This is a genomic window from Aquimarina algiphila (genome assembly GCF_007489275.1).
Taxonomy (GTDB): Bacteria; Bacteroidota; Bacteroidia; order Flavobacteriales; family Flavobacteriaceae; genus Aquimarina; species Aquimarina algiphila.
This window is the reverse complement of record NZ_VLNR01000045.1, coordinates 34,862-57,328: the sequence shown is the minus strand read 5'-3', so window position 1 is coordinate 57,328 and position 22,467 is coordinate 34,862. Positions and strand designations below refer to the sequence as shown.

At 32.2% G+C, this 22,467-nt stretch carries 20 protein-coding genes and 1 pseudogene; 13 read left to right on the top strand and 8 right to left on the bottom strand.

Translation table 11 applies throughout. The features are described 5' to 3' along the window. Together FOF46_RS32605 and FOF46_RS19400 are read left to right on the top strand one after the other, a co-directional pair. Positions 1-115 (top strand): annotated as a pseudogene (locus FOF46_RS32605) (IS982 family transposase); the annotation flags it as partial. Between the two features lie 388 nt (positions 116-503). After that, entirely contained in the window at positions 504-1,880 is a 1,377-nt protein-coding gene (locus FOF46_RS19400; protein ID WP_167571892.1) for a glycoside hydrolase family 99 protein, read from the top strand. Positions 1,881-1,952: 72 nt separating this feature from the next. Here the strand turns inward: FOF46_RS19400 and FOF46_RS19395 are convergent, their stop codons facing one another. The 5 genes from FOF46_RS19395 to FOF46_RS19375 form a co-directional block, all read right to left on the bottom strand. After that, entirely contained in the window at positions 1,953-2,144 is a 192-nt protein-coding gene (locus FOF46_RS19395) for a cold-shock protein (RefSeq protein WP_034244160.1), read from the bottom strand. 169 nt (positions 2,145-2,313) lie between these two features. Next, a complete protein-coding gene (locus FOF46_RS19390) occupies positions 2,314-3,660 on the bottom strand; it encodes an amidohydrolase family protein (RefSeq protein ID WP_143917590.1) in 1,347 nt (448 codons plus the stop codon). Between the two features lie 85 nt (positions 3,661-3,745). Then, positions 3,746-4,840, bottom strand: a complete 1,095-nt coding sequence (locus FOF46_RS19385; protein ID WP_143917589.1) for a helix-turn-helix domain-containing protein — start codon at positions 4,838-4,840, stop codon at positions 3,746-3,748. Between the two features lie 23 nt (positions 4,841-4,863). Continuing rightward, positions 4,864-5,913, bottom strand: coding sequence for an RluA family pseudouridine synthase (locus FOF46_RS19380; protein WP_407933702.1), 1,050 nt, complete (start codon positions 5,911-5,913; stop codon positions 4,864-4,866). An 11-nt stretch (positions 5,914-5,924) separates the two neighbouring features. Further along, positions 5,925-6,521 carry a PASTA domain-containing protein gene (locus tag FOF46_RS19375; RefSeq protein WP_109438947.1) on the bottom strand — a complete coding sequence of 199 codons (597 nt, stop codon included), beginning with the start codon at positions 6,519-6,521 and terminating at the stop codon, positions 5,925-5,927. Positions 6,522-6,616: 95 nt separating this feature from the next. Between FOF46_RS19375 and FOF46_RS19370 the strand changes: the two genes are divergently transcribed. The 6 genes from FOF46_RS19370 to FOF46_RS19345 all read left to right on the top strand — a co-directional run bounded on the left by FOF46_RS19370 (position 6,617) and on the right by FOF46_RS19345 (position 12,326). Further along, a complete protein-coding gene (locus FOF46_RS19370) occupies positions 6,617-7,612 on the top strand; it encodes a D-alanine--D-alanine ligase (protein ID WP_143917587.1) in 996 nt (331 codons plus the stop codon). Between the two features lie 72 nt (positions 7,613-7,684). After that, positions 7,685-8,140, top strand: coding sequence for a pantetheine-phosphate adenylyltransferase (coaD, locus tag FOF46_RS19365; RefSeq protein WP_143917586.1), 456 nt, complete (start codon positions 7,685-7,687; stop codon positions 8,138-8,140). Between the two features lie 88 nt (positions 8,141-8,228). Next, positions 8,229-8,627 carry a VOC family protein gene (locus tag FOF46_RS19360; RefSeq protein WP_143917585.1) on the top strand — a complete coding sequence of 133 codons (399 nt, stop codon included), beginning with the start codon at positions 8,229-8,231 and terminating at the stop codon, positions 8,625-8,627. A 131-nt stretch (positions 8,628-8,758) separates the two neighbouring features. Then, positions 8,759-9,574, top strand: a complete 816-nt coding sequence (locus FOF46_RS19355) for a hypothetical protein (protein ID WP_143917584.1) — start codon at positions 8,759-8,761, stop codon at positions 9,572-9,574. Between the two features lie 153 nt (positions 9,575-9,727). Next, a complete protein-coding gene (locus tag FOF46_RS19350) occupies positions 9,728-11,122 on the top strand; it encodes a DUF1800 domain-containing protein (protein ID WP_143917583.1) in 1,395 nt (464 codons plus the stop codon). Between the two features lie 10 nt (positions 11,123-11,132). After that, the gene (locus FOF46_RS19345) at positions 11,133-12,326 is read left to right on the top strand and encodes a DUF1501 domain-containing protein (protein WP_143917582.1); all 1,194 of its coding nucleotides are present in this window, start codon (positions 11,133-11,135) and stop codon (positions 12,324-12,326) included. A 33-nt stretch (positions 12,327-12,359) separates the two neighbouring features. Here the strand turns inward: FOF46_RS19345 and FOF46_RS19340 are convergent, their stop codons facing one another. Next, entirely contained in the window at positions 12,360-12,995 is a 636-nt protein-coding gene (locus FOF46_RS19340; protein WP_143917581.1) for a leucine-rich repeat domain-containing protein, read from the bottom strand. An 83-nt stretch (positions 12,996-13,078) separates the two neighbouring features. Then, positions 13,079-13,333, bottom strand: a complete 255-nt coding sequence (locus tag FOF46_RS19335; protein WP_143917580.1) for a hypothetical protein — start codon at positions 13,331-13,333, stop codon at positions 13,079-13,081. Positions 13,334-13,572: 239 nt separating this feature from the next. On the opposite strand from FOF46_RS19335, the gene FOF46_RS19330 reads away from it, so the two are divergent. Beyond that, the gene (locus FOF46_RS19330) at positions 13,573-14,031 is read left to right on the top strand and encodes a GyrI-like domain-containing protein (protein WP_167571891.1); all 459 of its coding nucleotides are present in this window, start codon (positions 13,573-13,575) and stop codon (positions 14,029-14,031) included. A gap of 104 nt (positions 14,032-14,135) precedes the next feature. Here the strand turns inward: FOF46_RS19330 and FOF46_RS19325 are convergent, their stop codons facing one another. Further along, positions 14,136-15,011: an AraC family transcriptional regulator gene (locus FOF46_RS19325; protein ID WP_143917579.1), complete on the bottom strand. Its 876-nt coding sequence runs from the start codon at positions 15,009-15,011 to the stop codon at positions 14,136-14,138. Between the two features lie 248 nt (positions 15,012-15,259). On the opposite strand from FOF46_RS19325, the gene FOF46_RS19320 reads away from it, so the two are divergent. The 4 genes from FOF46_RS19320 (at position 15,260) to FOF46_RS19305 (ending at position 22,418) form a co-directional block, all read left to right on the top strand. Further along, positions 15,260-18,340 carry a SusC/RagA family TonB-linked outer membrane protein gene (locus tag FOF46_RS19320; protein WP_143917578.1) on the top strand — a complete coding sequence of 1,027 codons (3,081 nt, stop codon included), beginning with the start codon at positions 15,260-15,262 and terminating at the stop codon, positions 18,338-18,340. Between the two features lie 17 nt (positions 18,341-18,357). Continuing rightward, positions 18,358-19,842, top strand: a complete 1,485-nt coding sequence (locus tag FOF46_RS19315; protein WP_167571890.1) for a RagB/SusD family nutrient uptake outer membrane protein — start codon at positions 18,358-18,360, stop codon at positions 19,840-19,842. 12 nt (positions 19,843-19,854) lie between these two features. Then, on the top strand, positions 19,855-20,796 hold the full coding sequence (locus tag FOF46_RS19310; RefSeq protein ID WP_143917576.1) for a hypothetical protein: 942 nt from the start codon (positions 19,855-19,857) through the stop codon (positions 20,794-20,796). 89 nt (positions 20,797-20,885) lie between these two features. Continuing rightward, on the top strand, positions 20,886-22,418 hold the full coding sequence (locus tag FOF46_RS19305; RefSeq protein ID WP_143917575.1) for a cellulase family glycosylhydrolase: 1,533 nt from the start codon (positions 20,886-20,888) through the stop codon (positions 22,416-22,418). The last annotated feature ends 49 nt before the right edge of the window (positions 22,419-22,467 follow it).

Here is a 22,467-nt window from a genome sequence, read left to right as displayed (position 1 = left end):
TGAGGGATTTAAAAATAGAATCTTATCAAAGATCACAGCAATGACCATTATTCAATATATCAATAGGTTTGAATTCAACAGAAATATAAACAACCTAAAAATTAATATTAACTAAATGCACAACGGGTAGTTAAAATACAATTGTATGTTGTACATATAAATCATTCATACTATTTCTTAATTATTCATTCATAAAAAAAATTTATCAACACTACCAAAACATAGGCCATTCACCATAAAACACTGGTTTTAAGAGCAATATTCAATTTGAAAAATGTTAAAAAAAACCAAAAATATTTTTCCAAAGCAAATTAATTTAATTACTTTTAACACAAATAACGTAACACATAGAGGTAAAACCCTCATTTCGTCAAAAATTGTATGAATCCAAAACTTAGATAAGAAAAGGATTCGTAGTCTAATTATTCACAAATCTCCTTAGTACAATAAAACTAAACTCTTTTAGACAATTTTTTGGTGTAACTATTTTAATTATGTGTACTATGTTAAGATCTTGGTGTAAACCTACTATTTCCATTTTTTTTATAATCATTTTCTTATATTCTTGTGAAAAAGAAGAAATCATTTCTATTGAAGAACAACAAGTAGAAGAGTTATCTATTTCAGAAACTGTTCAGGATTCTACCTATACCGATGCAGAATTATTAAAGGTATTAGAAGAAGAATTGGAATTTATAGAACTTGAAGAAAAAGGAAATATTGTAGATATTTCTCATATGGATATCGTCAAAGAAAATCCTAAAAAAGTCTATGTACATTATCTCCCATGGTTTCAGAATAAAGATTTTGATGGGTATTGGGGCCAACATTGGACTATGAGCAATCAGAATCCCGAAATCAAAAATGAAAATAATACGTTACAAATTGCTTCTTATTATTATCCTCTTATTGGTCCTTACTCATCTAGTGATCCAGACTTACAAGAATATCATTTTCTAATGATGAAACTTTCTGGAGTCGATGGTGTAATCTTTGACTGGTATGGCAGTAGAGACTTACATGACTATGGATTAATTAAACAATCTACAGAAACTTTTATTGGTACTCTAGAAGATTTGGGAATGCAATTTGCCATCATGTATGAAGATCGAGTGGCAGCACAAGCTGCAGCTCAGTCATTATCTTCAAACATCATAGAAGCTGCTCAAGAAGATCTTACATACATTAATGAACAGTATTTTTCGAGTCCAGAATATATCAAATACAATGATAAAAACGTACTATTTATATTTGGTCCTGATTACTTGACTACAGAAAATGAATGGAATCAAGTATTTGATATTTTACCCGCAGATAATCGTCCTGATTTCTTGACCTTATGGGCTGCTAAGAATCGGGTTGGGGTAAATGCAACAGGCGAATTTTTATGGGTGGATAAAGATCACCTTCTTGCTCATGACTACTATTATGATACATATCAAATGCAAAACAATATTACTGTTGGATCCTCTTATCCAGGATTTAAAAGTTTCTATGCAGAAGGTGGATGGTCTGATGGAATAAATGACTGGACGATTGATACTGATCAAGGACATACTTTTGTAGAAACTCTTAACTATACTCATCATGAACTCTCAGATTTTATTCAGATTATTACATGGAACGACTTTGGAGAAGGGACTATGATAGAACCTACAGCAGAATTTGGGTTCACTTATTTACAAATCCTTCAGCAATATACTGGTGTTTCTTTTACTCCTGATGATCTGCAAATCGCCTTAGATTTATACAATACACGAAAAGATTATAAAAACAACTCTCGAGTTCAAAAAATTCTAAATCGATCATATAAATATATCAAAAAACTTAAACTAAAACGAGCCGATAAAATTCTTAAAGCGATAAGAAGATTTTATTAAAACCTTCTTTCTATAAACAAAAAAAGCCTGTCTATATAGACAGGCTTGTGTTTTAAAAAAGTCAAATGTATATTATAATACTTTCACGTTTACCGCGTTCATTCCTTTTTTACCTTCTTTAAGGTCAAACTCTACTTCGTCACCTTCACGTACTTCGTCAATTAAGCCTGAAATGTGTACAAAATGATCTTTGTTTGATCCTTCTTCTGTGATGAATCCAAATCCTTTGGAGTCATTAAAAAATTTTACTGTTCCTTTGTTCATTATAAAATATTAAAACGCGAAGTTACTATTATTTCACCATTAATCCTTATTTATTTACAAATAAAGTTTTTGATAACCTATATTTAATCTTTTATAAATACTTTGATAATAAACAAAATAGCTGTATCACGCGTTCTTTTTCAAATTTAAATTGTGGCATTTATTTTTTTCATTTCCCCTCCTTTTTACAGTTATTTTCTACCTCTTTCAACATTGCGCTCAATTCGTTTTTCCCTAACCATTTTCCTTTAATCATAACACCTTCAATAGTTTTTGTATTACGAATATCTATTAGAGGGTTTTTATTTAGTAACACCAAATCAGCCAACTTTCCTTCCGTAATTGTACCACTTACTGAAGTTCTGTTTAGGTATTTTGCAGGGTTCACTGTAGCTGTTTTTAGGGTCTCATAAGGAGATAACCCTGCATTGCATATCAGCTCTAACTCCCGATGTAATGAAAAACCAGGTAAAAAAAGGCCATATGTATCACTTCCTGCAAATAACGGTACTTCTGCATCATTTAATATTTTCGTAAAGTCCTTCTGCCATTGCAATTCTTTACTAAGTCTAATCAGAGATGCTGGTGCGGTAAACCAAGTATTAGAACGGTAATGAGTTGAATCTGATAAACAATATGCAACATAAGCTTTAGGTCGATATTTTATAACATCACTTTTCTTTAAAACAGCAAATTTTTTATCGTCTGCATATCTACTAATCATCTCATAAACCCCTAAAGTTGGGGATACGTATAAACCGCTCTGTTTAATTATCATAGCAGCTTGTTTTAAATACGAAGTATCTGCCTTTTGTTGAGTATTGAATATATTCATAAACTCTTCTACATGTGCTATAGATTTCATCCTTAATGAATATTCTAAAGGAAGTTTACGTTGTCCGTGACCTACAACAGGAATATTATACTTACCGGTCTCTTCCAACAATTTTGTATATATTTCTTTAGGAAGGTTGTCGGCTATTTTTAAAAAGTCATACCCTCTTTGATGATGTGTTTTTACAACATCAATTACATCTGTGACTGTTTTTAGATCATTTGCCTTCAGATAAGGTCCTGTAGTAACATAATAAGGCCCAAATAATTCATTGTTTTTAACTTTTTCTCTAATAGCTATATGATCTTGACCTTCATACTCTGCCATATTTCTTGCAGTTGTGACTCCATTAGCGATCAAAAGTTTAAATTCATCTTTCACATCATTTTCAAGATGATAATGCATTTCTGCTAAACCTGGAATCAAATATTTATCTTTTGCCTGAATAATGACATCTATCTTTTGTGATATTTTTTTTGAAGCAGGTTCTATTATTGATATTTTTCCATTTACAGTGATCACTCTTTGATTATACAGAATGATTTCTTTATTCATCGGAATCACATTTACATTTTCAAAAGAAGTAGTTTTTCCATTTGTATTCTGGGAATATAACATAGCAAAATTGCCTGCCCATAACATACTACCTATTATTAAAGCTTTACTAAATCTAGACATCATATTGTTTTAAGGATTATTGATGTCAAAGCTAATAACGATAGAAGTTTTGAATGTTCTGGATTGTCAGAACCTGAGAAATCCGAACTTATTTATTTTGTTTCTTGAACTGATTGGGAGACATTCCTAATTCTTTTTTAAAAGCAGTATAAAAAGTAGTTTTCGAATTAAAACCAGCTTCTAGACCAATAGCAAGAATACTGTATTTGTCAAATTCTGAATCTAAAATCATTTGCTGAACATCTTTTAGCCGATAACTATTTATGAATTCTGAAAAATTCTTACCACTTTCCTTATTAATTTGTTCTGAAAGGTATCCGCTACTAATCCCTAGTTTTTTGGCAACTATATCACGACTAATATCAGGATTATGATGAATGTTTTCAGACTCTATAAGCATTAATAATTGCTCTATATAGGGGTTTACATCCTTTTTTACAGTTTTTTTTTGATCGTGCTTCGCTCTTTTAAAACGATGACTAATTTCATATTGATCATTTGATAATTTAAACTGATATAATCCTTTATAAATCAACCAATACATAAATACAGAGACTCCAACCCATAAATAAGTCAAAGGCATTTTATAACCATACATAAATCTCATTCCTTCCAAAACAATTCCATAAATTTCTAAAAGAGAAATAAAAATCCATATCCGTTTAATCCATTTAATGTCAAACTGTGTTTTTAAACAAAATAAGAACCAAAACGAAGTCACCATAAAAGCTACCGGATAAACAACCGAGAGTATGCTTATTATTTTGTAAAATAAAAAAACAACTTCCTTTTTATTTGTCAATGCAATTTTATAAACCTCAAAAATTGTATCTAAAGATATAATGGCATTAATACTGCTTAAGAAAAGGAAAGGAACATACAATAAATAAAGCTTACGGCTTTCTCCCAAAGGGTGTCTTATTTTTTTTATAAAAAAAATAAATAATGTAACCGGGTAAAGGAATTGCCATAAAAACACATCTAGAATTGAAATCACAAAAGGGTTTTTTTCTAGATCCCAAAACCAGTTATTTACTCCAATTATTGATAAAATAATAAGAGTATACCCCAAATATGTATTGTCTTTATTTTTAAAAAATCTCGAAAACAGGATGACAATACCTAAAATAAATCCATGAATAACCCCAATCAGAACAAATATTTCTAAGAAAGAAATTTCCATGATGTAGGTATTAAAGGTTTATCTTAATCACCAGCTAATTGATTTTTGGCATAATTCCTCCATCGCTCTACACAGTGTTGGATGTCATCAGGAATAGGAGTTTCGAAATGCATTTTTTTTCCGGTTATCGGGTGTTCAAAACCAAGAGTTCTGGCATGTAAAGCTTGTCGAGGTAAAATTTTAAAGCAATTTTCGACAAACTGTCTGTATTTAGTAAATGTAGTACCTTTTAATATTTTATCTCCTCCATAGCGTTCATCATTAAAAAGCGTATGACCAATATGTTTCATATGCACTCTTATTTGATGAGTTCTTCCTGTTTCAAGTGTACACGAAACTAGGGTAGCATACCCTAATCGTTCAATAACTTTATAATGAGTAATTGCAGGTTTCCCTTTTTCTTCCTCTTCTCCTTCAAAAACAGTATTCTGTAATCTATTCTTAGGGTGACGACCTATATTACCTTCTATAGTCCCCTCCTCTTCGCTAATATTTCCCCATACAATAGCCACATATTCTCTTTCACTGGTTTTATTAAAGAATTGCTTTGACAAATGAGTCATTGCCTCCTCTGTTTTAGCAACTACGAGTAATCCACTGGTATCCTTGTCAATACGATGTACTAATCCAGGACGATTACTACTATTATTAGGTAGATTATCAAAATGATAAATTAAAGCATTAATTAAAGTTCCTGAATAATTTCCATGACCAGGATGTACAACCATCCCTGCTGGTTTATTAACCACAAGCAAGGCATCATCTTCATACACAATATCCAGTGGTATATCTTCTGGAGTTAATAGATTTTCGTAAGGAGGATGTGAAAATAATACCCGAACTACATCGTTAGGTTTTACTTTATGATTTGATTTAACGGCTATATCATTCACAAATACGCTACCATCTTTAGCCGCTTGTTGAATCTTATTTCTAGTTGCGTTTTCAACAAAATTCATTAAAAATTTATCTACCCGCAAAGGAACCTGTCCCGCACCTGCAACAAAACGGTAATGCTCATATAAATCATCATCGGTAGTATCAAAATCTTCTATGTTCAAGTTTTCCTCCAAAATATTTTATATTAATTGGAAAGGTTTATTGTCCCTCTTTTTCCATCCCCTAGTACCAAATCTATGGTAGAAGTTTTCATTAGTTTAGTTCCTGGCTTTAGTCTTTTTCCTTTATGCCTTAGTTCTAAAACCATATCTCTTGCGATATTTGGCTGATATGTAACAGTGCCTATTTTAAAACCAAGAGCAATTAATTTTGGTTCTGCCTGCCTTCTTGTTCTTTGTATTACTTCTGGCACTTCTATCTTACGATAACCTGATGGGTTTAAAGTCACATATATCTTACGGTTTTCTTTTACTTCACTACCTGCAACTGGATTTTGTTCAATAACAGAATATCTAGGAAAGTCCGGGTTAAAACTCGCAGAATCCTGAACTTCGTATCTCAAATCTTTTTCTTCAAGTACTTTTCCTACTTCATCCAAAGTCTTTTTACTTAAACTTGGTACTACAATACGTTGATCATGATTTGTAGTACCTTCTAACCACTGTAGTGCTACATATGAGAGAATAGCAATCATCGCAACTGCTATCACCAGTTGAATCAAGAATATTTTACTATAAACAAACTTAAAAAGGTCCTTGAGAAAATTGATAAATACGCTCATAAATACATTATATAATTTGGACAAATATATAAAAACGGAAAGTTTTACGCTTTTCTTATTAGAGAAATGATATTTTTGTTTTCAAAAGCCAATCAATGAAGAAAAACATCGCCATTTTGATGGGAGGATATTCAAGCGAATTTGAAATCTCTATCCAAAGCGGAAATGTAGTCTATAATAAACTTGATAGAGACCAATATATCCCTTATCGCATTCACATTACTAAGGACAATTGGTACTATGTAGATGATAATGACCAAAAACATCCCATAGACAAAAATGATTTCTCATTAACTTTAGATGGGACAAAAATTATTTTTGATGCTGCTTTTAATACAGTTCACGGTACACCTGGTGAAGATGGTTTGCTTCAAGCTTATTTTGATTTAATAGGAATTCCGCAAACTGCTTGTGATTTTTATCAGGCTGCACTTACATTCAATAAACGTGATTGTATCAGTACCTTAAAACCTTACGGAATACCTACTGCAACTAATTATTTTTTAAACCAAGGAGATCATATTGATAGCAAAACTATTTTGGACACTGTTGGATTACCTTGTTTTGTAAAAGCTAATAAAGCTGGTAGCAGTTATGGCGTATCCAAAGTGAAAACTGAAGCAGAATTACTTCCTGCAATAGAAATCGCTTATAAAGAAGATGATGAAATTATCATCGAATCTTTTTTAAGTGGAACTGAGGTTTCTGTTGGGGTCATTCAACATAACGGAAAAGATGTTGTACTGCCAATCACAGAAATTGTAACAGAAAATGAATTCTTTGATTATGAAGCAAAATATTTAGGAAAATCTGAAGAAATTACTCCAGCACGTTTGTCTGAAGAAGATACCAAAAAAGTTAAGGACCTGGCACTAAAAGTGTATCAAATTCTAAAAATGAAAGGATTTTCTAGAAGTGAATATATTTTTCATCACGGCGAACCTTATTTTGTAGAAATGAATACAAATCCTGGATTAAGTGAGGCCAGCATTCTTCCTCAGCAAGCTCATAAAGCAGGAATTAATTTGCAAGAATTATTTTCTAATGCTATAGAATCTTGCTTAACAGCAAAAAATAGAAGTATTAACTAGTGATTTATATTTTCTAATTTCTTAAATGATAAATTCATTTATCTTTGTGAATACAACAATCAATACTCACTCATGAGAAGAGCTGTTTTTCCGGGATCCTTTGATCCAATAACTCTGGGGCACTATGATATTATAGAAAGAGGCCTTACACTTTTTGATGAAATTATTCTTGCTATAGGTATAAATGCCGAAAAAAAATATATGTTCTCTCTAGAAGAACGAAAGTACTTTATGGAAGAAGCGTTTAAAAACGAATCTAAGATTAAAGTGATGACCTATGAAGGATTAACTGTAGACTTTTGCAAACAACAAAATGCCAATTTTATCCTTAGAGGACTCCGAAACCCCGGAGATTTTGAGTTTGAAAAGGCAATTGCCCATACGAATAGAAAAATGTCTGAGATAGAAACTGTATTTCTATTAACGTCTTCTGGTAAAAGTTATATCTCTTCATCTATAGTTCGTGATGTGATTCGACATGGCGGGGATTATACTGGATTAGTCCCAGATACGGTACGTGTAAAATAGTCTCTTAAAATAGATCCCACTAATTTAACACTCTCTAATAATCAATTCAGAGTTCATTTTACTCTTGATAAATCATAAACACGAACTGATGAAACGTACAATAGGAGCTCTCTCACTAGTAGTCAAAGATTATGATGAGGCTATTCAATTTTATACCGAAAAACTTAATTTTGTTTTAATAGAAGATAGTATTCTAAATGACGAAAAACGCTGGGTACTCATTGCTCCTAATAAACAAGCTGAAACTCATATCCTATTAGCTCAAGCTGCATCATCTTCACAGGAAAAGGCTGTTGGTTTTCAAACTGGAGGGCGAGTTTTCTTATTTCTACATACAGATGATTTCTGGAGAGATTATAATAACATGAAATCTAAAGGTGTTTTATTTCGAGAAGAACCTAGAGAAGAAATCTATGGAACGGTAGTCGTTTTTGAAGATTTGTATGGCAACACATGGGATTTGATTGAAAAAAAATCCTCTAATTAAACCTGTCACTATAACAAATGAATTTATATGAACAACTTTTGGCTAATTCTATAAAAAAACAAAACACCATTAATAAAAAAATACTAAAACGCCCTAAATTGAGTTCTTAACCTTAACTAAAACCCTAAATTATGATCGCCAAAAATCTAAAGTACATCCTATACTTTTTTCTTTTCACAGTGCTAATATCATGCAGTAGTGACGACAGTGAAGAACCTGAAGAAACAGGAGAAGAAGTAACACCTACTCCAACACCCACTACTCCCGACGTCAATCCTAATAATGGAGAATGTGAGAGTGGAAAAACTGCAATATTTACAGAAAAAGACGGTTTACTTATTGTAGAATCAGAAAATGGAAATTTTTCTGGTACTCCTTGGGAATTAACAAAAAGCCTTTCTGAATTTTCTGGAGATGGTTATTTGGTATGGAATGGTACGGATTTCCTTGGTAAACCAGGAGAAGGACTGTTATCGTACAAAATTAGAATTACAAAACCAGGAACATATCGATTCATATGGCGTTCTTATATTACAATTGGGACAAATGGTTCTGAACATAATGATTCCTGGTTGAGAATCCCTGATGCAAAACATTTTTACGGACAAAAAGGTGATGGACATATCGTATATCCAAAAGGCACCACACTAGACCCTATTCCTGAGAGTAATGGACAAACATCAACTACACCCAATGGATCAGGTAAAGATGGGTGGTTTAAAATTTATATGAATAAAGCTAGTAAATGGCATTGGCAATCTTCTACAAGTGATAATGATGGGCACAATATTTTTGTGGTCTTTGATAGTGCTGGGGATTATACAATTGAAATCTCAGGAAGATCAAAAGGACATGGGGTCGACAAGTTTGTATTATTTACAGAAGGCGTAACACAAGAAACGGCTATAAAAGACAACGCTGTTAAAAGCGAAATAAAATGTGAGTAATACGATCATAAAAAACAATATAAAAAAGCTCTTCAAAAAATGAAGAGCTTTTTTATTACAACATCTTAACAAATATTCTTCTTTTTAAAAAATAAACAGAAGTATCATTAAACCATTTACAATATTATAAGTCCTAGATATAAACCTGCTATTATGAATACATTAAGTGACAAAGAAATTCAACATCTATACTGGCGATTTGGTTTTGGAATTTCACCATCACAATTAAAGACAGCAAGAATATTATCCAAAAGACAAATTATAGATCAACTATTTTCAGAAAGTAGGCAGAGTACTGCATTAACAATGGATCTCGGAGCATTAGAGAAAAATCCTTCAGAATTATCCAAAGAAGAAAGAAAAAAGCTACGGAAGCTCCAAAGAAAAAAAATGAATGAACTTAATATTATTTGGTTCACTCAATTAACGACAACAGAAGAAATTTTACGTGAGAAAATGACATTATTTTTTCATAATCATTTTGCGGTTAGACTTAAAATGCCAAGAGTTTGTATACATCTCAATAACATCATCCGTAAACATGCATTAGGAAATTTTGGAGACATGTTAATGGAAGTTTCTAAATCTCCAGCCATGCTAATTTTTCTAAATAATCGTCAAAATCGAAAAAATCACCCTAATGAAAATTTTGCTCGGGAAGTTATGGAACTTTTTACACTAGGTAGAGATAATGGCTATACTGAAAAAGATATTAAAGAAGCTGCTAGAGCCTTTACAGGATGGAATTTTAAGAAAGACGGAGCTTTTATTTTTAGAAGTAATCATCATGATTATGGAACAAAGACAGTTTTAGGAAAAACAGGTGACTTTACAGGTGAAGATGTTATCAAGATACTCTTAAAAGAAAAACAAACAGCTCAATATATTACCAAAAAATTCTATCAGTATTTTGTAAATCCGATACCAGATCAAGATCGCATAAAACAATTGTCTGATATTTTATATAACTCTGATTATGACCTAAGGGTATTAATACAATCTACAATTGAAAGTAATTGGTTTTACAACACAAAAAATATTGGAGTGAAGATTAAATCTCCGATAGAACTCATGGTAGGTCTTAACAGGCCTTTCAAAGTAAAGTATGATGACCCTAAAGTAATACTATATCTACAACGCAAACTAAATCAGATGCTATTTTTTCCACCTAATGTTGCAGGATGGCCTGGTGGAAAAACCTGGATAGATAATTCTACCCTAATGCTACGTCTTAAATTAGCATCAGTAATACTTAATAGCGGTATTATAGAGTGGAATGATAAAGGTGATATGCCTGAGAACGTAATGATGAAACAGAAGTATTATCAAAAAATGAAAACTCAAATCGAGAAAAAAGTAAAAGCCACCCCCGATTGGGATAACTTTATGTCAGGTTTAGATCAAAAAGATAAAATAACATTATCACACTACATACTTCAACCAGAACCGTCTAAAATTGCAAAAAAAGTGTTGAAGGATTTGGATTCATCAGACACTAAAAATTTTATTGTCGAATTATTAAGTCTACCTGAATATCAACTTTGCTAAGTCAAAAAATATGAAACGAAGAGATTTTTTAAAACAATCAGTTTTTGCATCAGGGATGACATTGATTCCTTCTTTTTTAAAGGGTATGGAGTTCTTATCCCCACAACAATTATCTGGATATAAAAATGTAATCATTATTCAACTTTCTGGTGGAAACGATGGTTTAAACAGCATTATCCCCATTAGCAATGATATCTATCACAACTTAAGACCCTCTATTGCAAAAAAACAAACACAAACTTTAAAAATAACAAATGATCTGGCTTTTAATGACAATCTTAAAGTAATTAAAGAACTATATGATCAGGGGCAGGTTTCAATAATTAATAATGTAGGGTATCCAAACCCAAATCGATCACATTTTAGAAGTACTGATATATGGCAAACTGCGAGTGATACAAATCAATATTTACATACAGGATGGATAGGAAGATACTTAGATTCAAACTGTCAAAACCCATATCAAGCAGTAGAAGTAGATAATTCTCTTTCTCTTGCCATGAAAGGTAATCAAATGAATGGTATAGCAGTTTCTGATCCTAATCAACTGTATAAAACTACTCGAGAGCCATTTTTTAAAAATATCGTTGCCAATACTACAAAAGAAATGTTAGACGAGGACAATCAAGGATATCTATACAAAACGATGTTAGAGACCTATTCTTCTGCTTCTTATATTCATGAAACTTCCAAAATTTATACAACTACAACCGAATACCCTCAACATCATTTTGCTAAAAACCTAAAAACTATAGCTGATTTTATAATCTCAGGTTTAAAAACAAGGGTATATTATAGCTCATTAGGAGGGTTCGACAGCCATGTAAACCAATTGAATAGTCAGGATAGATTACTCAAAGTATACTCAGAAGCTATAGGTGCTTTGGTGAGTGATCTAAAGAAGAATAATCGTTTTAATGATACATTAATCCTAACTTTTTCAGAATTTGGAAGAAGAGTAAAACAAAATGGAAGTCGAGGAACTGATCATGGAGCGGCCAATAATGTGACAGCCATTAGCGGTTCTCTAAAAAAAGCAGGGATTTATAACGAATTACCCGACCTCTCTAATCTTGACGATAATGGAGATATAAAATATACAGTCGATTTTAGAAGTATATATGCTACAATTTTAAATAATTGGCTAGAAGTAGACAGCCACGATGTTCTAAATTCAGATTTTAAGAATTTAGAATTCATCTAATATCAAACATTAATCATTTAAAATCCAGTAGTTCTAAAATGTGATATTGCACCAGGGAATGAGCTCTTTAATACGTTCTTTCTCTTTATTGGAAAAAAGATTTTTAGGAATATCGAGATATTCTAGTTTTTTTAGATTTTTAATACTCTCTGGTAAATAGGTTAATTTATTACCTCTTAAGTCCAGATGTATTAGCTCAGATAGTTCTCCTATAGCATCAGGAAGTTCCAGAATTTCGTTCTCTGCAAGGTCCAAAATTTCTAAATTAGACAATTTACCAATAGATTCGGGAAGTTCTGTGAGCCTATTATCTGACAAATCAAGTCGCTCTAAATGAATTAACTTTCCTATACTTTTTGGTAATTCGACAAGCTCATTATTTTGAGCATCTAATTTCTGTAAATGTGTTAAGCTTCCTATCGACTTAGGAAATGTACCAAGTTCATTATATTCTACTTCCAGCCATTCGAGGCAGCGCAGACCTCCAAAAGATTTAGGTAGTTTTTTAATGTTATTAGAAGAAATTCGTAGTCTTTCTATGTTTTTTAATTTTCCGATAGTATTGGGGAGGTATTCAATTTCATTATCCATAAAATCTACTTCTCTCAAACTTTTCATATTTCCAATAGATTCAGGTAATGATTTTAATTTACCCTTATTTATTTCCAATTCATTGACCTTTTTTAATTTTCCAATGGACTCGGGTAACTCAACAATTTGAGAAGCACCTATATCTATATTAATAAGGTTAGCTAATTCTCCAAAATATCAGGTAATCTAACTAAATTTCTGGCCTGTATCTTTATCGCTATTAAATTAGTAAAATTGCCAACAGCTTCTGATAGTTCATTTTTTTCCAGACAATGAATCCTTAATAACTTTACCTTTTTAGGAGTTTCTAAAGCTTTTCTCAAAGTACAGTCTTCTTTGTATACCTTTTTATATTCTTGTCCATTAATTGATAAGGCGTACATCAAAACGAAAAGTAAACCGTATTTATTGATCATTGGTTTTAGGTTTAATACTTCCTCTAAATTTATGTCGCTAAAATAACAGTAAAATCCAAACTACTCTCCCCTGTTTATAGTGAAAATATTATCTCTCTACAATTTGGTTTCACATAATAATTCTTAAACATTTAAACAAACAATATGATTTTTTTTAAAGTTATTAATACTACTGACACACCCTTGTCATAATACCTATATAATTTTATCCTGGTATTAATTTTTAACAATCAAAAATCATGATAAAAACAAAACTTGACCCTTTTTGGGTTATTGGGGTTTCGGTGCGTACTACTAAAAAAAACGAAAAGTTTGCAAAAGACATTCCTGCTTTATGGGATACATTTATGGCTGATGGAACAATGCATAAAATACCTAATAGAATTGAAGATTCTATTTATGCAATATACACAGATTATGAAAGTGATCATACCGAAAGCTATACTATGGTGTTGGGCTGTAAAGTAGAAAATCTGGATTCGATTCCCGAAGGTATGACAGGTGTACAAGTACAAAAAAGTATGTATTCTCGATTTACTGCAAAAGGAGATATCACTCAAGGTGTAATTTATGATAAATGGATAAACATATGGGAAACAGATTTAGATCGAACTTATAGTACCGATTTTGAAGTTTATGGAGAGGAAGCTCAGAACCCTAGAGATGCAGAAGTGGATATTTTTGTAGCAATAAAATAAGATCATAACCTAAAGAAATACCTTATAAGAAAAATTAAAAATTAATATTATTTTTTTATGAGGTATTTCTTTAAACGTATTAGTTATTTTTATAAAAGACTAAATCATTCATGAATACTTTCATTAATAACTTCTTTAATATAATTTTTTCTATATTCTCTTGGAGAACTCCCTTGTTTTCTCTTAAAAGTTCTATTAAAATTTGACAGCGTCTTAAATCCTGATTTATATGAAATTTCATTAATAGCCATTTCTGTTTCCAGCAATAATTTGGTAGCCACTCGTATTCTAAAATCAAGAATATATTGTGTAAAATTCATATTCGTCCTTTTTTTGAAAAAATGGCTAAAAGCTGACTCAGACATATTAGCTATTTTTGCAATGGTACTTAGAGTAATATCATTAGCATAATTGTTCTCTATATAATGAAGTACAGCATTGATTCTACGACTTTTTCCTTGAGAAATATGATTAGCAATGGGAGAACTTGCTAAAATCTTTTTATCTGAAGATATAGCCAAATCTTTTAAAATTTCTAGAAATAATAGAAATGTATCAAAATCATCTTTTTCACATAACTGAATTATTTTTTTACCAATCCTATCCTTGGTTGGATTAGAAAAAGTAATTCCTTTTCTCGAAAATTCTAATAGTTCCTTTATTTCTTTAAATAGATCATAATTAAGTAATTTAGACCCTAAAAAATTTTCTTGAAACTGAATTGTAATCACTGTTGCATTACTTATGCATTCTTCAGTTTTCCATATATGTTGTAGATAAGGACCTATTAATACTAGATCTGTATTCTCACAATCCTCAATAGAATCTCCCACAATTCTCTTACCACTAAAATTTAAAATAAAGTTAATCTCATACTCTGGATGAAAATGAAGAGGATAATCAAAACGAGCATTTTCATGTTTCAAAATTATAAAAGGATCCTCTGATTTTACCGGTGTTACTTCTCTAATTATTTTCATTTGGGGTTTAATGTTTGATATTTAGAAATTATCTAAAAATACCATTTTTCATTAATCAAGAAATTAAAAAATAGAAATCTTTAGACCCAAAACCTCATAACTATATGATTATCAATATTTTGAATAAAAACTGAAACAAACTTCTTTACTAAATTCATAAAATGCACATAAATAAACATTAAAGTATCATTAGCACGTTATCAACTCTATTACTTTTACAAAAAATTAACATTTAAGTCCTTATATCTATGAGAAAAACTTTACCAAAGTATTTATTTTTAACTACAATTGCTATGCTTTGCTTTGCTAGTATGTCTGCACAAATTGTCATAACGGGGCAAGTTACAGACAGTTCCGGAATGCCGATTCCGGCAGCTGCAGTAGTAGAAATGGGTACCACGAACGGAATCGTTACCAATTTTGATGGTGAATACACTATTGAAGTTGCTGACAAAAATGCCATTCTAGAGTATACATATATAGGGTTTACATCCCAAAGTATACCTATAGACGGAAAGTCTGTAATCAATATAGTTTTGCAAGAAGAAACTTCTCAACTTGAACAAGTTGTTGTTATTGGTTATCAATCAGTACGTAAAAGTGATTTAACAGGAGCTGTGGCAACAATAAACTTAGAAGCTGAGAGCCTGTCTGAGATTCCTGCAAACTCTGTAGAAGAATTATTAGTTGGTAGAATTCCTGGTTTAGTTATTGGGAATCCGTCTGATGCTCCCGGGGCCGGATTAAATGTAAGAATACGAGGAGCAAGTTCATTTACCGCAACAACTCCTCTAATTGTTGTTGATGGTTTTCCACTAGGAGATGCCGGAAATTTAAAGCAAATTAATCCTGCAGATATAGTTTCTGTAGAAGTACTAAAAGATGCATCTGCAGCTTCTATTTATGGTTCTAGAGGAGCTAATGGGGTCATACTAGTGACCACTCGAAGAGGCAAAGAAGGGAAGATGCAAGTTAATTTTTCTGCACTAACTACAATTAGTAGGTTTTCATCAAAATTTGATTCATTTGAAAACCCTGTGGACTTAGCTGTATTAACCGATGAAAGCCGAATAAACTCAGGACTTACACCACTCTATATTGGAGCGCCTGATATTAATGGTACATTTTTTCCTTCAATAGATCAACTAAGAGCTGGTTACCCTATTACAGATTATATTGAATATTCTTTTAGAGAGCCCTTAAATTATAATTACAATCTAAGTATTTGGGGAGGTAATGAAAGTACTAAATACAATTTTGGACTTAACCTAAATACACAAAACGGAGTAGTACGCGATGATGATTTATCAAAATTCACAGTAAGTTTTGGAATTGATCAAAAACTAACAGAAAAACTTAGTCTAGCTACAAACATTAATTTTTCTCGAGGAAGAAGAAATGATAATAGCGGCTTATCTTTTAATAGAAATCCTATTTTTCCTTTATTTAATGAAGATGGTAGTTTTTTTAGAGCAAATGATAATGATTTTGGCAATCCAGCAGCGCTTACTTCTTTAAGAGTAAACGAATCTACCACTTTGGATTTAACATCTTCTTCTATACTTCTTTGGGATATTAATGATGCTTTACAATTTAAGTCTCAATTTAACTATAGTTTAGGTTCTTCTTTTCAAGAGCGATTTTTCCCTTCAATATTTACTCAATTAGGTACAGAGGGTAATGGCGTAGGATTTCATGACAACTTTCAAAATCAACGTGTAGTTGTTGATGCATATTTCACCTATAATAAAACAGTAGGTCAAGATCATGATTTTACATTGTTAGGAGGGTATTCTAGTGAATATTTTGAAGTTCGTACCTCTCAATTAAGAGCGCAGGATTTTGCAAATCAATCCTTAGGAGCAGGGAATTTGGGATTAGGTAATGAACAAAGAGTATCCAACAACTTTGAAACCTCAACATTATCATCTTTAATATCACGTGTTAATTACTCCTATAAAAACAAAATTTTATTTACATACACAGGAAGACTAGATGGCTCTTCAAATTTTGGAGAAAATAATAAATATGCTTTTTTTCCATCTGGTGCTATAAGTTGGAAAATGCAAAATGAGCCTTTCATTAGTAACAACCTTCCATTTATTAATGAACTTAAACCTCGAGTGAGTTGGGGGATTGTTGGAAATCAAGCTATCGGAGCATTCGAAACTTTAAATAGACTGGGAGAAGGTCGTTTTTTTACTAATGGCGGTTTTGTTACAACAATTGGTCCTGGTATCATTAGTAACAATGGAATATTTGCAGAATCTCGTGGGTTAGGTAACCCGGATCTAAAATGGGAAACGACAGAAATATTTAACATAGGGTTAGATTTTGCTGCGTTTAACAGAACTGTAAGTTTTACCTTAGACTTTTATAACAAAATCACCAATGATTTATTGGTAGATAGTAACCTACCTCCCACTTCTGGGTTTGATTTTTTAAGAATCAATGCTGGTGAAATAGAAAACAAAGGAGTTGAAGTTAGTCTTAATCTAGATATTATTAGAAAAGAAGATTTTAATTTCTCTGCAGGTATAATTTTTAACAAGAATATAAATAAGGTTACCAGTTTGGGGCCTTCTGAATTTACTTCAGTTTTAAATGATGATTTTGGTAATCAGTTTAGATTTACCGGAGTTAACTTCAGAAATCAATTTCGCTCACCAATAAATACACTAACACTTGACCAACCTATAAATGTATTTTATGGAGCTAGAGTTAGACGTATTATTCAAAGTGAAGAAGAAGGATTAGCATCTGGTTTTTCTGGAGCTAATGCTCAAGCAGGAGAATATTTGTATGAAGACCTTAACAAAGATGGCGTTATTGATCCTTTTGGAGCCGACAGAACCGTAATCGGAGATCCAAACCCAGATTTTACTGGAAGTTTAACATTAGATTTCTCATACAAAAACTGGGAATTGACCGCATTATTTAATGGTTCTTTTGGTGGAGATGTAGTTGATATTAATAAATTCAGCACGCAAGCTGGTGGAGGTAAAGCAAGTAATTTATTTGAACGCTGGACTCCTGATAATCGCACAAATGAATACCCTTCTTTAAGAGAAACCAGAAATGTAGCATTCTCTGATTGGTGGATACAAGATGGTTCTTTTGTAAGAATTCAAAATCTTAGGTTAGGATATAATATTGATGCTTCTAATATAAACTCTCTTGACGGAGCAAAAGTTTACATCAATGCAGACAACGTATACAATTTCACCAACTATGATGGTCTAGACCCAGAAGTTAATCCACAAGGAGTAGATGAAAATAGTATTCCAAGATTACGAAGGTTTACATTAGGTGTCGAAGTCAATTTTTAGTTTAAAAAATGAATATCATGAAAAAAATATATAACATATTTCTAGCAATTACGGTTTTAGGTATAGGGTCTTGTTCCCTTGATCCAGACCCCACTACATTTCTATCTGATTCTAATTTTTTCAGTACTGCAGAAGAAACCAATTCGGCTGTATTGCATTCTTATCAGGCAATGACTTTTTTGGACTATTTAAGACCATATATGAATATCCCTACTACTGCTTCTGAGGAAGCTTTTCCTAAAGAAGGGGAAGGGTTGAATATTAACCAATTTGAAGAATGGAATGTTGATGACAGAAATCAAAATTTAGAACAGTTTTTTAGACTTTCTTATGTCGGACTCAATAGAGCCAATACGGTAATTGAAAAAACCAAAGAAGCCAGTTATGATGAATCTTTGAGAGCAAAATATCATGGAGAAGGTTTATTTTTAAGAGCTTGGCACCATTTTATGCTAGTAAGATTATTTGGATCTACACCTCTTAGAGTATCGGCTGTGGACCAATTAGATGAAGTTCGCGGTATTCCTGACGCTTCTATAGAAGAAGTATATACATTAATACAATCAGATTTAAAAGAAGCAATAAACCTATTACCAATACAAAGAGAAGGAGGAAGAGCTGATAGAGTCGCTGCACAGGCATTATTATCCAAAGTATATATAACCATGGCTTCTGCGCGTCAATCAGGCAGTCCTGGTTACGAATGGGTATCAGATGCAGATACATTTTATGGCTTAGCCTCTGAGATGGCTTCTGCTGTCATTAACGGGCAATCAGAATACACTTTTGATCCTGATCTATTAAACATTTATAATGTTGCAGAACCTCAAAGTTTTAATGGACCAGAACATATATTTTTTATTCCTCAGGATAGAAATGGATTAGTAGAAGGAGAATTCTCTAAATTGTCTAAGTTCTTTATTCCCGCAGATACTCCAACAACATCATTTCTCGCAGACGGCACAGCTACTCATGGTGGTTTTGGAGTCTATGTATCAGAGCTTCCTTTTCTAGCCTCATTTGATAATACCGATCGCCGTAAAACAGAGCTTATAGTAAATGAATTATTTGATGAAAACGGAGTTTCCTCATGGACTCCTTCAGGAGGGGAATCGGCTCCTTTTTCAAGAAAATATATAGACCCTAAGTTTATTGGAGATAACACAAGTACGCATCCTTACTTATTAAGGTTTACTGATATATTATTGATATATGCAGAAGCAGAAGGACCATCAGCAGAAGGCTATACCGCTGTAAATCGAGTAAGACAAAGAGCTGGTCTTCCTGACCTAACTCCTGGCTTATCTATCACTGATTTTAGAGATAAGATTATTGAGGAACGTTCTTTTGAACTTGCTTTTGAAGCAAATAGACTATATGATTTACGCAGAACCAATACCGTAGAGAGCGTCTTACAGGATATTTATGGAAAAGTTATTGTTAATAACCCTTACTTCTATCCAATACCAGCAATAGAAAGACAATTAAACCCAACAAACTAAAGAGAAGGAATTATGGAAACAAACATTTTAAAAAAAATATTCCTAACTATAATAGTGATTACAATCACTATTTCTTGTCAAGAAGATCCATTTGAAGATACTGTTAGTAACGACAGACAATTTTTGAGTTTTACTATACCGGGTCAAGTTGGCCCTGCTGTTATTAGACCTACAGGAGATAATGAAGGTATTGTCGAAATATTCGCTGTATTATCTAACGTAGATTTATCAAATATTATCCCTGTACTTTCTATATCTGAATATGCACAAGTAAGTCCAGGTAACGGAGATATCGTAAATTTTAATAATGATGATCTTTCTATAACATATCAAGTGATTTCGGCATCTGGAAAAGTTCGAAATTGGGTTGTTAAAATCACACCTTATGAATCTGCTATAGAAGGAAAATGGAACGTAGATAAAATACTATATGACTGGCAGGTTGGCATTAATCAAACATGGGGGTATGGTGTATTTGGAACATATGACGAAATTACGGGATATGACCCTGAAGCATATGTTCCAGAGGTATTTTCTAAGGACTTTCCTAATGTAGCTTTTGAAGAAGATAATACTATAGAATTTATAACTAATCAAATTAACGAAAATGGAAACCCAGAAGGAACTTTCTCTTTTGGAGCAGGTGCAGATAATGAATTTTCATCCTTCATTCTTGATCCAGATCGTACTGGTGTTGCCAGAGATTATTCTGCTCGGTTTAGAAAAATACACCAAGGAGATGGAGTATGGGAATTTAATGAAGGAACCAAAACCTTAACTCTTTGGAAAGGAAGTAAAGCTGGAGCTAAAACAGAAGGTATAGTCTCTACAGATGATTTGGGTAATATAAGAATCGCATATAATACTTGGGAAGATGATTTCCCAGATGATCCAAATGACGGCGAAGCTCATATCCAAACTGCTATTACTTTATATTATCATTTTATCAAATAATAGCAACCTACATATCTTTCAGTTTTTGTCTTGTACTTACATGACAATTTTAATACTCGAAAGATCTTTAAAAACGCAAAATACAAGAAATGAAAAAAGAAATAACTATAAGGAAAATGATTAATTTTTTTAGTCTAGTCCTATTAATAAGTTTTACGAGTTGTAATGATGATTGGGAACCAACGATTGATCCAATAGAATCAGGTGATCTAGTGGTTAAAACCTCTCAAGTAATTAATGAGTCTTATATCGGGAATGGAGCACAATGGGATCCATATCCACAAGCATATAGATACTGGGGAACACCGATTAGTGATGCTGATTGGAATAAACTATATACAAGATTAGATTACATGAAACCTAGTTTTATGCGTGTCGTAATAGGTTCTTATGACAAATATGCATTAGCTGGTGCAGATGAATACAACCCTGAAGATCTGTTTGAAGGTCTAAATAAAATATTACAATATTGTCAGGATAATAACATCACTGTAATGTTAGGAGATTGGGGATACAACCAGGTGGATATCAATAGTGAAATGATTTTTGAAAACAGGCTAAAGAATGCTGCACGATACATAGATTTTTTAGTTAGAGAAAAAGGGTTTACATGTATTAAACATTATAGTACGATTAATGAACCTAATCTTGGAGGTTCTGCAACTGATGGAAATTATGAACTATGGAAAAACGCTACTCAATATTTTTATCAGGAATTAGAAGCCCTTGGAGTTACAGGTAAAGTAGGAATAGCTGGTCCAGACATTGCTCCTTTTACTAGAGATATAACCTCATGGATAACCGATACAACAAATGATTTTGGGGATAAAATATCGCTATATGATATACATACATATCCTCCAAGAGAGTGGATGTTCAATGGTGATTATGACGAGTTCTTAAAAATTTACAAAGATGCTACCCCTGCAGGTTCCCAAATCGTTATAGGAGAATTTGGGTTTAAGTATGAAACAAGTACTTCTACAATGGATACAGAGTTATTTAGGCAAAACCTTAGTGCAATTAACTCAGACCCAAATGTTGCACGTGATTCTAATACATTGATAGATGAGTTTTTTCATGGAGTTGATATTGCTGCGGCAACTATGAAAATTGTGAATGCAGGATACTCTGGAGCTGCCACATGGAATCTGGATGATGCAATGCATAGTGGCTCAACATCTGGGCAGGATCTAAAAATTTGGGGATTCTGGAATATTTTGGGGCAAGAGCTTTTGGGTAAACCCGAAAAAGAGGAATTAAGACCTCATTTCTACTCATATTCTTTACTTGCTAGATACATGCAAACAGGATCCAAAGTCTTTACCGTTGACATTCCTAACAGAATTGGCTTGGATGCAATCGCAGTAGAAAAAGATGGGAAATATATGATTGCAATTAATAATATATATACTGAAGAACATTCTCTAAACATAAAATTTGATAACAAATTACAGCTTTTTGAAGCCAAGAAATTTATATACAGAGAAAATGACAGAAAAGTTGATGATAATGGTTTTCCGGTTCCTACTGAAGAAGGATTAACTCTAGATTTTGGTGCTGGAGAAGATATTATTATTCCTGCACAAACACTAACAGTCATTACTAACTTTGACTATTAAACGATAAAAAATAATAACCCATATTCTTTTAATCATAAACAATATTCTT

Excerpts from the sequence above, each read along its gene's own strand:
- FOF46_RS19370 (WP_143917587.1), top strand. The coding sequence starts at position 6,617 with ATGAAGAAAAACATCGCCATTTTGATGGGAGGATATTCAAGCGAATTT.
- FOF46_RS19385 (WP_143917589.1), bottom strand. The coding sequence starts at position 4,840 with ATGGAAATTTCTTTCTTAGAAATATTTGTTCTGATTGGGGTTATTCAT.
- FOF46_RS19360 (WP_143917585.1), top strand. The coding sequence starts at position 8,229 with ATGAAACGTACAATAGGAGCTCTCTCACTAGTAGTCAAAGATTATGAT.
- FOF46_RS19325 (WP_143917579.1), bottom strand. The coding sequence starts at position 15,011 with ATGAAAATAATTAGAGAAGTAACACCGGTAAAATCAGAGGATCCTTTT.
- FOF46_RS19390 (WP_143917590.1), bottom strand. The coding sequence starts at position 3,660 with ATGATGTCTAGATTTAGTAAAGCTTTAATAATAGGTAGTATGTTATGG.
- FOF46_RS19395 (WP_034244160.1), bottom strand. The coding sequence starts at position 2,144 with ATGAACAAAGGAACAGTAAAATTTTTTAATGACTCCAAAGGATTTGGA.
- FOF46_RS19345 (WP_143917582.1), top strand. The coding sequence starts at position 11,133 with ATGAAACGAAGAGATTTTTTAAAACAATCAGTTTTTGCATCAGGGATG.
- FOF46_RS19330 (WP_167571891.1), top strand. The coding sequence starts at position 13,573 with ATGATAAAAACAAAACTTGACCCTTTTTGGGTTATTGGGGTTTCGGTG.
- FOF46_RS19305 (WP_143917575.1), top strand. The coding sequence starts at position 20,886 with ATGAAAAAAGAAATAACTATAAGGAAAATGATTAATTTTTTTAGTCTA.
- FOF46_RS19335 (WP_143917580.1), bottom strand. The coding sequence starts at position 13,333 with ATGATCAATAAATACGGTTTACTTTTCGTTTTGATGTACGCCTTATCA.
- FOF46_RS19400 (WP_167571892.1), top strand. The coding sequence starts at position 504 with ATGTTAAGATCTTGGTGTAAACCTACTATTTCCATTTTTTTTATAATC.
- FOF46_RS19320 (WP_143917578.1), top strand. The coding sequence starts at position 15,260 with ATGAGAAAAACTTTACCAAAGTATTTATTTTTAACTACAATTGCTATG.
- FOF46_RS19315 (WP_167571890.1), top strand. The coding sequence starts at position 18,358 with ATGAAAAAAATATATAACATATTTCTAGCAATTACGGTTTTAGGTATA.
- FOF46_RS19375 (WP_109438947.1), bottom strand. The coding sequence starts at position 6,521 with ATGAGCGTATTTATCAATTTTCTCAAGGACCTTTTTAAGTTTGTTTAT.
- FOF46_RS19310 (WP_143917576.1), top strand. The coding sequence starts at position 19,855 with ATGGAAACAAACATTTTAAAAAAAATATTCCTAACTATAATAGTGATT.
- FOF46_RS19350 (WP_143917583.1), top strand. The coding sequence starts at position 9,728 with ATGAATACATTAAGTGACAAAGAAATTCAACATCTATACTGGCGATTT.
- coaD (WP_143917586.1), top strand. The coding sequence starts at position 7,685 with ATGAGAAGAGCTGTTTTTCCGGGATCCTTTGATCCAATAACTCTGGGG.
- FOF46_RS19355 (WP_143917584.1), top strand. The coding sequence starts at position 8,759 with ATGATCGCCAAAAATCTAAAGTACATCCTATACTTTTTTCTTTTCACA.